The 10,679-nt window shown below is 70.6% G+C and carries 11 protein-coding genes; all 11 read right to left on the reverse strand.

Translation table 11 applies throughout. The annotated features are described in order from the left end of the window. Position 1: 1 nt before the first annotated feature. Positions 2-427, reverse strand: a complete 426-nt coding sequence (locus tag ASE68_RS11820) for a nitroreductase/quinone reductase family protein (RefSeq protein ID WP_055858743.1) — start codon at positions 425-427, stop codon at positions 2-4. A 57-nt stretch (positions 428-484) separates the two neighbouring features. Further along, complete coding sequence (gene der / locus ASE68_RS11825; RefSeq protein WP_055858747.1) at positions 485-2,002, reverse strand: ribosome biogenesis GTPase Der; 1,518 nt, start codon at positions 2,000-2,002, stop codon at positions 485-487. A gap of 53 nt (positions 2,003-2,055) precedes the next feature. Next, complete coding sequence (gene cmk, locus ASE68_RS11830) at positions 2,056-2,742, reverse strand: (d)CMP kinase (RefSeq protein WP_235480846.1); 687 nt, start codon at positions 2,740-2,742, stop codon at positions 2,056-2,058. A 2-nt stretch (positions 2,743-2,744) separates the two neighbouring features. Continuing rightward, positions 2,745-3,827, reverse strand: coding sequence for a prephenate dehydrogenase (locus tag ASE68_RS11835; protein ID WP_055858750.1), 1,083 nt, complete (start codon positions 3,825-3,827; stop codon positions 2,745-2,747). Beyond that, positions 3,824-4,732, reverse strand: coding sequence for a pseudouridine synthase (locus ASE68_RS11840; protein ID WP_157421628.1), 909 nt, complete (start codon positions 4,730-4,732; stop codon positions 3,824-3,826). The genes ASE68_RS11835 and ASE68_RS11840 overlap by 4 nt, the downstream gene beginning before the upstream one ends. Next, positions 4,725-5,492, reverse strand: coding sequence for an SMC-Scp complex subunit ScpB (gene scpB / locus ASE68_RS11845; RefSeq protein WP_082462201.1), 768 nt, complete (start codon positions 5,490-5,492; stop codon positions 4,725-4,727). The genes ASE68_RS11840 and scpB overlap by 8 nt, the downstream gene beginning before the upstream one ends. Then, positions 5,482-6,288: a ScpA family protein gene (locus ASE68_RS11850; RefSeq protein WP_055861267.1), complete on the reverse strand. Its 807-nt coding sequence runs from the start codon at positions 6,286-6,288 to the stop codon at positions 5,482-5,484. Before ASE68_RS11850 ends, scpB begins: the two co-directional genes overlap by 11 nt. Positions 6,289-6,370: 82 nt before the next feature. Next, positions 6,371-7,258, reverse strand: a complete 888-nt coding sequence (locus ASE68_RS11855; protein WP_055858753.1) for a ParA family protein — start codon at positions 7,256-7,258, stop codon at positions 6,371-6,373. Between the two features lie 56 nt (positions 7,259-7,314). Beyond that, positions 7,315-8,220, reverse strand: coding sequence for a site-specific tyrosine recombinase XerD (xerD, locus tag ASE68_RS11860; protein WP_055858757.1), 906 nt, complete (start codon positions 8,218-8,220; stop codon positions 7,315-7,317). Between the two features lie 10 nt (positions 8,221-8,230). Next, positions 8,231-8,923 carry an NUDIX hydrolase gene (locus tag ASE68_RS11865; RefSeq protein WP_055858760.1) on the reverse strand — a complete coding sequence of 231 codons (693 nt, stop codon included), beginning with the start codon at positions 8,921-8,923 and terminating at the stop codon, positions 8,231-8,233. After that, positions 8,916-10,622 carry a CTP synthase gene (locus tag ASE68_RS11870; RefSeq protein WP_055858764.1) on the reverse strand — a complete coding sequence of 569 codons (1,707 nt, stop codon included), beginning with the start codon at positions 10,620-10,622 and terminating at the stop codon, positions 8,916-8,918. The genes ASE68_RS11865 and ASE68_RS11870 overlap by 8 nt, the downstream gene beginning before the upstream one ends. Between the last annotated feature and the right edge of the window lie 57 nt (positions 10,623-10,679).

Here is a 10,679-nt window from a genome sequence, read left to right on the forward strand (position 1 = left end):
GTCACCCGGCCGGGTCGCCGGCGCCCGCGCCGCACGGCTCGCAGATCACGAGCGGGATCTCGCGTTCGGTGCGGCCCTGGTAGGTCGCGTAGCCGCCGTATGCCGCGACGACGCGATCCCAGAGCACCGCCCGCTCCGCGGGGTTCGCCGTTCTCGCGACCATGCACGCGGTCGTGCGTCCTCGCGTCACCTCGACGCGCGGGTTCGCCACGAGGTTCCGGTACCAGGCCGGATCGCGATCTGCGCCGCCGCGCGACGCCACGAGGATGATGCGCTCACCCTCGACGATCGGTGCGGAGAGCACGACGGTTCGCCGTGCACCGCTCCGGGACCCGACGGTGGTGAGCTCGAGCACCGGCATGCCGCCGATCCGCTTCGCCACGCGCCATCCGCTCGCCTTCAACACCGCGTGATGCACTCCGGACATGATCCGTAATCGGTGGTCGGCGAGCGAGCGGCGGCGCGCCACGAATCGATCGATCCGCTAGCGCTGGCGCTTCTCGCGCACGCGCATGTTGATGACGATCGGCGAACCCTCGAACCCGTAGATCTCGCGCAGGCGCCGCTGGATGAACCGGCGGTAGCCCGGGTCGAGGAACCCGGTCGTGAAGAGCACGAATGTCGGCGGCCGGCTCGCGGCCTGCGTGCCGAACAGGACACGGGGCTGCTTGCCGCCGCGCACGGGGTGCGGCGTCTGCTGCGTGAGCTCGGTGAGGAACGCGTTGAACTTGCCCGTCGCGATGCGGGTGTCCCACGACGCGAGTGCGGTCTCGAGGGCGGGCACGAGCTTCTCGAGGTGGCGCCCGGTGCGGGCCGAGATGTTCACGCGAGGGGCCCACGCCACGTGGTGCAGGTCCTTCTCGATCTCGCGCTCGAGGTAGCGGCGACGGTCGTCGTCGAGGAGGTCCCACTTGTTGTAGGCGAGCACGAGCGCGCGGCCCGATTCGAGCACGAGGTCGATGATGCGCACGTCCTGCTCGGAGATCGGCTGCGAGACGTCGAGGAGCACGACGGCGACCTCGGCCTTCTCGAGCGCCGCCTGGGTGCGCAGCGATGCGTAGAAGTCGGCGCCCTGCTGCAGGTGCACGCGACGACGGATGCCGGCGGTGTCGACGAAGCGCCAGATCTTGCCGCCGAGCTCGATCTGCTCGTCGACGGGGTCGCGGGTGGTGCCCGCGAGCTCGTTGACGACGACGCGCTCCTCACCGGCGGCCTTGTTCAGGAGCGAGCTCTTGCCGACGTTCGGTCGACCGAGGATCGCGACGCGGCGGGGTCCGCCGAACTCGTCCTTCGCGACGGCGGACACCTGCGGGAGCACCTTGAACACGGCCTCGAGCATGTCGGCGACGCCGCGCCCGTGCAGTGCGGAGACGGGGTGCGGCTCGCCGAGGCCGAGGTTCCAGAGCGCTGCGGCCTCGGACTCCTGGCGGGCGTCGTCGACCTTGTTGGCGACGAGGAAGACGGGCTTGTTCGTCTTGCGGAGCAGCCGAACGACGTGTTCGTCGGTCGCGGTCGCGCCGACCGTGGCGTCGACCACGAAGAGCACGACGTCGCAGAGGTCGATCGCGACCTCGGCCTGCGCCGCGACGGAGGCGTCGATGCCCTTGGCATCGGGCTCCCAACCGCCGGTGTCGACGAGGGTGAAGCGACGGTCGAGCCACTCGCCCTTGTACGACACGCGGTCGCGCGTCACGCCGGGGGTGTCCTCGACGACGGCCTCGCGGCGGCCGAGGATGCGGTTCACGAGCGCCGACTTGCCCACGTTGGGGCGGCCGACGATCGCGACCACCGGCAGGGCCGGCAGGTAGCGGATGCCGTCTTCGCCCTCTTCGGAGTGCTCGAGCACGTCGAGGTCGTCGTCGTCGAGGTTGTAGTCGGACAGCCCCGAGCGCAGCGCTGCCGCGCGCTGCTCGGCCAGCTCGTCGTCGACGTCGGCGAGGCGGTCGGCGAGCCGGTCGTCGGCGACGGACTCGTCGTCGTACTCGTCGCGCTGGTCGGTCATGGGTGTCTCCTCAAGTCTTCGGGCGCGTCTGATCGAGATGCGCCCCGCTCTATTCAATCAGTGACAGGCTGTGTGAACCTGATGACGTCGATCACGGCGTCGACGGTCTGCTCGAAATCGAGCTCCGTGGAGTCCACCGTGGTCACGCCGTCGGCCGCCGTCATGAAGTCGACGACCTTCGAATCGGCCTCGTCGCGGCGGCGCAGGTCGTCGCCGACGGCGCTCGAGGTCGAACCCACGAGCTCGGCCGAACGCCGAGACGCCCGCACCTCGGGCGACGCGGTCAGCAGGATCCGCACGGGCGCATCGGGTGCGACGACGGTCGTGATGTCCCGACCCTCGACGACGACGCCGGGGCGGGGTTCGGCAGCCATGATGCTGCGGAACAGTTCGATGAGATGCGTGCGCACCTCGGGCACGCGGGCCACCCTGCTGACGACCGCCGAGATCTCGGGATCGCGGATGGCCGCGGTCACGTCGACCTCGCCGACGTGCACGGCGTAGCCGGCCGGGTCGGTGCCGATGCGGTAGTCGAAGCTCGCGAGCGAGGAGATGACGGATGCCGCGTCATCCGTGTCGATGCCAGAGGCCTGCACGTGCCAGGCGAGCGCCCGATAGGCGGCACCGGTGTCGAGGAAGCCGTAGCCGAGGCGCTTGGCCACCTCCTTCGACACGCTGGACTTGCCGCTGCCTGCGGGGCCGTCGATCGCGACGACGACGGGGATGACGGGGGACGACACGTTCAGCCTGCAATCCGCCAGCCGCGTGCGGCCAGCTCGTCGGTGAGGCGCTCCTGCACCTCGGGGAGCACGAAGATCTCGGCGAGGCCCACCTGGGCGCCCGGCGAGTGCTCGAGGCGGAGGTCCTCGAGGTTGACGCCGGCGTCGCCGACGTCGTTGAAGAGCCGGGCGAGCTGACCGGGGCGGTCGTCGACCATGACGATGAGGCTCGCGTAGCGACGGTCGACGCCGTGCTTGCCCGGCAGCCGTTCGACGCCCGTGTTGCCGCCGAAGAGCTCCTCGGCGATGCGACGGCGGGCGCCGGGCGCCTCGAGGTCGTCGAGGGCGTCGATGAACCGGTCGAGGTCCTCGCGGTAGCCGCGCAGGATCTCGATGACGGGCGCGGTGTTCTGCCCGAGGATCTGCACCCACAGCTCGGGGTCGCTCGCCGCGACGCGCGTGACGTCGCGGATGCCCTGGCCGGCGAGGTTCACCGAAGCGTGGGGTGCGTCGATGAGGCGTCGCGCCATGAGCGTGGACACCACCTGGGGCACGTGCGACACGAGGGCGACCGCCCGGTCGTGCTGCTCGGGCGTGAGCTCGACGAGCGTGGCGCCGAGGTCGAGGATCAGGTCGTCGATGACCGACGCATCGCGGTACGAGATGGCCTCGTGCGCGGCGACCACCCATGGGCGCCCGACGAAGAGGTCGGCGCGGCCCGACATGGGTCCGCCGAGTTCGCGGCCGGCCATGGGGTGGGTTCCGAGGTAGCGCGAGACGTCGGCTCCTCGCGCCACGAGCTCGTCGAGGATGGCGACCTTGACGCTCGCGACATCCGTCACGATCGCGGTCGGGTTCGCGGCGAGCTCGGCGGCGACGACGTCGGCCGTGACGTCGGGCGGCACGCAGACGACGACCAGCTGCGGCACGTCGTCCGAAGCCGCCGGGCGCCCCGCGCCGTAGTCCGCGGCGATCGCCAGGTGCGTCGGCGATGCGTCGGCGAGGACCACGTCGACGCCCTTCGCACGCAGCCCGAGTCCGATGCTCGCGCCGAGCAGCCCGACACCGACGATGCGCACCGGGCCGGTCAGGCGGGCTTCGTTCACGACCGCTCCCCGTCGGCTGCGCCGTCTGCGCCTGCTGCGGCTTCGGCCGACGCCGCAGCACCGGAGGCTTCGGAGGCCTCGTCGGTCGAGGACCCGGATGCCCCTTCGCCACGCCCGCGCGCGGCATCCGCCTCTCGCGAGATCGTCAGGAGCAGGCCGCGCTCGGTGCTCGTGAGTTCGCGCATGACCCCGACGCGGAGCGTGCCGAGGTGCAGCGGCCCGAAGCTGCGACGCACGAGGTCGACGACCGGATGCCCCACCTCGGCCATCATGCGCCGCACGATGCGGTTGCGGCCGGAGTGCAACGTGAGCTCGACGATCGAGTGGCCGTCGTCGCCCTGGTGCTGCCTGACCTTCGCGCGGTCGGCCTTGATCGGGCCGTCCTCGAGCTCGATGCCCTGCTTGAGCTGCTGCAGGGTCTGCGCCGACACCCGGCCTTTCACCTTGGCGATGTACGTCTTCTCGACGCCGAACGAGGGGTGCGCGAGCACGTGCGCGAGGTCGCCGTCGTTCGTGAGCAGCAGCAGGCCGCTCGTCTCGCCGTCGAGGCGGCCGACGTTGTAGACGCGCTCCTCGAGCTCGTCGGTGAACTGCCGCAGGTCGGGGCGGCCCTTCTCGTCGCGCATCGACGAGACGACGCCGCGCGGCTTGTTCAGCATGTAGTAGCGCTTGTCAGGGTCGAGCTGGATCGGCACGCCGTCGACGGCGACGAGGTCGCTCGCGGGGTCGACGCGGCGGCCGAGCTCGGTCACGACGACGCCGTTGACCTCGATGCGGCCCTCGACGATGTACTGCTCGACGACGCGGCGGCTCGCGACGCCCGCGGCGGCGAGCACCTTCTGCAGGCGCACGCCCTCCGGTTCGGTGAACCAGCCGGCGCCCTGGTCGTCGTTCTTGTCAGTCACGTTCGAATCCTTCCTGGCCGTCGTCGAGCAACGGTGAGATGTGGGGCAGCTCGTCGATGGAGTTGACACCGAGGTTGGTGAGCAGCAGCTCGGTCGTGCCGTAGAGCAGCGCGCCCGTCTCGGCATCGGTGTCGACCTCGGTGATGAGCCCCCGGCCGAGCAGCGTGCGCACGACCGAGTCGACGTTCACCGCGCGGATCGACGCGATCTGCGAACGCGAGATCGGCTGCTTGTAGGCGATCACCGAGAGCGTCTCCAACGCCGCCTGCGAAAGTCTCGTCGACGTCTGCGCGATCACGAAATCCGACACCAGCGCGTCGTACTCGGTTCGCACGTAGAAACGCCAGCCGCCGCCCACCTCGCGCAGCTCGAATCCACGACGGATGCCGCGTGCCGCATCGTTCGCGTCGGCGACATCGGTGCGCGGCTCCCCCGAGACGCCCGTGCCGTCGTAGTCGGCCCGCAGGCGTGCAATCGCGGCGCGCACCTCGGCCACCGGCCGCTGCACGGCGGCCGCGAGGTGCACGACGCTCTGCGGTTCGTCGGCGATGAACAGGATCGCCTCGAGCGCGCGATCCAGGTCGAGGTGGGGCTGGCCTGGCACGTCGAGCGGCGTGACGATCGAGAGCTCGGGGCCCTCGGTCGCCCCGTCGACTTCGTCGTCAGGTCGAGTGGGGTGCTCAGCGGCCGTGTCGGGGCCGGCGCCGCCCTCGTCGACCGCGGTCGTCGCGACATCCGCCTCTTCGATCTCATTCGTCATAGTCGGCCCCCAGGGCTTCGAGGTTTTCGTCGGACCACGTCGCCGCGGCCCAGTGCAGGGTGAGTTCGCCGAGCGGCTCGACCTGGTCGAAGCCGATCGCCGCGTGCCGGTACAGCTCGAGCACCGCGAGGAACCTGGCCACGACGACGCCGGGGCGCGTGACGCCCGCGATCAGCTGGCGGAAGCTCACCGGGTCGCCGCGCCGGAGCACCGCGACGACGTGCGCCGCCTGCTCTCGGATCGACACGAGCGGCGCGTGCAGGTGCGTGAGCCCCACGACGGGGATCTCGCGCGGCGCCATCGCGAGCGCGGCCAATGCGGCGAAGTCCTCGGCGCTCAGCGTCCACCGCAGCTCGGGCGCCCGCTGGCGGAACCGGTCCTCGAGCCGCACGGTACGCGCATGGCGCAACCCCTCGGCGTCGAGGTTCGACTGGAACCACCGGGCGGCCTCCTTGAAGGCGCGGTACTGCAGCAGGCGCGCGAAGAGCAGGTCGCGCGCCTCGAGCAGCGCGACGTCTTCGGCATCGACGAGCTCGCCCTGCGGGAGCAGGCCGACGACCTTCAGGTCGAGCAGGGTTGCGGCGACCACCAGGAACTCCGAGGCCCGGTCGAGCTCCTCGGCCGAGTCGAGTCCGCGCAGGTAGGAGATGAACTCGTCGGTCACCGCCGAGAGCGAGACCTCGGTGATGTCGAGCTCGTGCTTGGCGATGAGCGAGAGCAGCAGGTCGAACGGACCCTCGAAGTTCGTGAGCGCGACGCGGAAGCCGGTGTCGGCGGGCTCGGTCGCGGGCGCCAGGGTCCCGGATGCCTCGACCGCGCGCTGGTCATCGCTGCCGGCCTCTTCGCCGGGCACGTGCTCCCCCGAGACCGGAACGGCCTCAGGCGACCGCGCCACGGAAGACCAGCTCCCTCGCGAGCTGCCGGTACGACTTCGACGCCTGGTGCTCTGGCGCGAACTCGGTGATCGGGGTCGCCGCGACCGTCGCGTCGGGGAACTTCACCGTGCGCGTGATGACGGTCTCGAGCACGTCGTCGCCGAACGCGTCGACCACGCGCTCGAGCACCTCGCGCGAGTGCAGCGTGCGCGAGTCGTACATCGTCGCGAGGATGCCGTCGAGCGTGATCGCCGGGTTCAGGCGGTCGCGCACCTTGTCGATCGTCTCGATGAGCAGGGCCACGCCGCGCAGCGCGAAGAACTCGCACTCGAGCGGGATCACGACGCCGTGCGCCGCGGTGAGCGCGTTGACGGTGAGCAGGCCGAGCGAGGGCTGGCAGTCGATCAGGATCACGTCGTAGTCGGCGGAGACCTTGCGCAGCACGCCGGCGAGGATCTGCTCGCGCGCGACCTCGTTGACGAGGTTGATCTCGGCGGCCGAGAGGTCGATGTTGCCGGGGATCACGTCGAGGCCCTCGACGCCCGAGTGCTGGATCGCGTCGACCGGGTCGATCGTGCGCGAGAGCAGCAGGTCGTAGATCGTCGGCACGTCGTGCGTCTGCACGCCGAGCCCCGCCGAGAGCGCGCCCTGCGGGTCGAAGTCGATGGCGAGCACACGGCGGCCGTACTCGGCGAGCGTGGCGCCGAGGTTGATCGTGGTGGTCGTCTTGCCGACGCCGCCCTTCTGGTTGCAGAGGGCGATGATGCGGGCCGGGCCGTGCGTACGCAGCGGCTTCGGAACGGGGAACTCGCGGTGGGGACGCCCGGTCGGACCGATGTCCGGCTCCAGCGAACCGATGCCGTCCGCCGGATCGTGCGTCTGCTGGGTCACGTGTGGTCTCTCTTCCGGCCTGCCGGCCCCTCGTCGTGCGAGTTGCTTGGTCGATTCTAGCGAGCGCGCGGGTGGGCCGACGTGTACATCTCCCGGAGTGTGTCAGCCGTGACGAGCGTGTAGATCTGGGTCGTCGCGACCGACGAGTGCCCGAGCAGTTCCTGCACCACGCGCACGTCGGCGCCGCCCTCGAGCAGGTGCGTCGCGAAGGAGTGCCGCAGCGTGTGAGGAGAGACGGATGCCGCGAGCCCCGCCCGCTCCGCAGCACCGTGGATCGCCTCCCACGCGGCCTGCCGCGACATCCGCCGCCCGCGCATGCCGAGGAACAGCGCCGGGGTCGCCGTGCCCCGCGCCGAGAGCAGCGGACGCGCACGCACGAGGTAGGCGTCGACCGCTCGCCTGGCGTAGGAGCCGAGCGGCACGATGCGCTGCTTGCCGCCCTTGCCGAAGAGCCGCACGACCTCGTCGTCGACCAGGTCGTCGACGTTCAGCCCGATCGCCTCCGAGACGCGAGCGCCCGTGCCGTAGAGCACCTCGAGCAGTGCCGCGTCGCGCAGCCGATCGGGCTCCTCGCCGGTGGTCGCCGCGATGAGCGCCTCGACGTCGGCGACCGAGATCGCCTTGGGCAGCCGCATCGCCGGCTTCGGCGGTCGCAGCCGACGCGAGACGTCGGTCGGCAGCGTGCCCTCGTCGGCGAGGAAGCGGTGCAGCCCGCGCACCGCCGACAGCACGCGCGCGATCGAGGCGGTCGCGAGCACCGGCTCGCGTTCGGCGCCGAGGTACCGGATGAAGCCGGAGAGGTCCTGCTCGGCGACCGCGCCGGGTCCGTCGAAGCCGCGCGCCTCGAGCCAGGTCGCGTAGATCGCGAGGTCGCGTCGATACGAGGTGATCGTGTTGCGGGCGAGACCGCGCTCGACGGTGAGGTGCCTGAGGTAGGCGTCGACCTCCGTCTGCGCGGTCACCGCTCTGCGCTCATGCCGTGGGGGCGCCCTCGGCTGCGCCGGGCGCCCGCGTGCCGCGTGCCGGCGACCGGGTGGGCCACGCGGCATCCGCTTCGCCGAGGCTCCGCCACCCGCGTGCACGCGAGGCCTCGGCTGCGAGCACCGCGATCACGAGCGACGGGTTCTGCACCCGTCGCCCGAGCACGGCGTCGACGCAGTCGTCGAGCGGCACCCACCGGGTCTCGATGTGCGCCTCCTCGTCTTCGCGCGCGTACGCCTCGGCGGCCGGGCGCACGCCGCGCGCCAGGTAGATGCGGAGCGCTTCGTCGCTGCCGCCCGGCGTCGTGAGGAAGTCGGCGAGCACCGACCATTCGGACGCCTCGAGGTCGCCCTCTTCAGCGAGTTCTCGCTTGGCCGCCTCGAGCGGGTCCTCTCCGGGGATGTCGAGCAGCCCGGCCGGGATCTCCCAACCGCGGACGCGAACCGGATGCCGGTACTGGCGGATCAGGAACGCCCGGTCGTCGTCGTCGAGCGCGAGCACGGCGACGGCTCCGGGGTGGTCCATGAACTCGCGCACGATCGGCCCGTCGCCGAGGTCGAACGTCTCGCGACGGATGTCCCACACCCGACCCTCGAACACGACCTCGCTCGCCGAGACGGGCACCACGACCCGTTCGTCGGCGAGCGGCTCGCCCCGGACGTCGTCGACGGAGCGATCAGGCATTCGCGTCGTCGAAGAGCAGGCTCGCCTTCTGGCGGTCGAGGGATGCCGCGACCAGGCCGCGGAACAGCGGGTGCGCGTCGTTCGGGCGGCTGCGCAGCTCGGGGTGCGCCTGCGTCGCGATGTAGTACGGGTGCACGTCGCGCGGCAGCTCGACGAACTCGACGAGGTGCCGGTCGGGCGAGGTGCCCGAGAACACGAGGCCGGCCTCGGCGATGACGTCGCGGTAGGCGTTGTTCACCTCGTAGCGGTGACGGTGACGCTCGGAGACGAGCGTCGAGCCGTACACCTCTGCGGCGATCGACCCCTCGGTGAGTGCCGCGGGGTACAGGCCGAGGCGCATGGTTCCGCCGAGGTCGCCTCCGGCGATGATCTCGACCTGCTCCTCCATGGTCGCGATGACCGGGAACTCGGTGTCGGGGTCGAACTCGCTCGACGACGCGCCCTCGAGGCCCGCGACGTTGCGCGAGTACTCGATGACCATGCACTGCAGGCCGAGGCAGAGTCCGAGCGTCGGGATGCCGTTCTCGCGGGCGTAGCGGAGTGCGCCGAGCTTGCCCTCGATGCCGCGCACGCCGAAGCCGCCGGGCACGCAGATGCCGTCGAGGTGCGACAGGTGCCTGCTCGCGCCTTCTGGCGTGCGGCACTCGTCGGACGGGATCCACTCGATCTTCACCTTGGCGTCGTTGGCGAAGCCGCCGGCGCGCAGCGCCTCGGTGACCGAGAGGTAGGCGTCGGGCAGGTCGATGTACTTGCCGACGAGTCCGATGGTGACCTCGTGCTTGGGGTCGTGCACGACGTCGAGAAGGCCGCTCCAGCCGGACCAGTCGACGTCGCCGGCCTTCGCGTCGAGGCCGAGCGTCTCGATGATGTAGGCGTCGAGGCCCTGGTCGTTCAGCATCGTCGGGATGTCGTAGATCGACGGCACGTCGACGGCGTTCACGACGGCGCCCTCGTCGACGTCGCACATGAGCGCGATCTTGCGCTTGTTCGCCTCGGTGACGGGGCGGTCGCTGCGCAGCACGAGCGCGTCGGGCTGGATGCCGATCGAGCGCAGGGTGGCGACGGAGTGCTGCGTCGGCTTCGTCTTCTGCTCACCCGAGGCGCCCATGAACGGCACGAGCGAGACGTGCACGAAGAAGACGTTCTTGCGGCCGAGCTCGTGGCGCACCTGGCGCGCCGACTCGATGAACGGCTGCGACTCGATGTCGCCGACCGTGCCGCCGATCTCGGTGATGATCACGTCGGGCTTCGGCGTCTCGGAGGCCTGCAGCCGCATGCGGCGCTTGATCTCGTCGGTGATGTGCGGGATGACCTGCACGGTGTCGCCGAGGTACTCGCCGCGGCGCTCCTTGGCGATGACCGTCGAGTAGATCTGGCCGGTGGTGACGTTCGCCGCCTGGCTCAGGTCGATGTCGAGGAAGCGCTCGTAGTGTCCGATGTCGAGGTCGGTCTCGGCGCCGTCGTCGGTGACGAAGACCTCGCCGTGCTGGAACGGGTTCATCGTTCCGGGATCGACGTTGAGGTACGGGTCGAGCTTCTGCATGACCACGCGCAGTCCGCGTGCCGTCAGCAGGTTGCCGAGGCTGGCTGCCGTGAGACCCTTGCCCAACGAGGAAACGACACCACCAGTCACGAAGATGTGCTTGGTCGTGTCGTCTGTATTGTCTGCGCTCTTCGGCGCCTGTCCGCGTTCTTCCACCACGGGCTTATAGTCTAAGCCACGTTTCTGCGAACTCGCCCCGTCACTCTGCACTGG

This window comes from Agromyces sp. Leaf222 (assembly GCF_001421565.1).
GTDB lineage: Bacteria > Actinomycetota > Actinomycetes > Actinomycetales > Microbacteriaceae > Agromyces.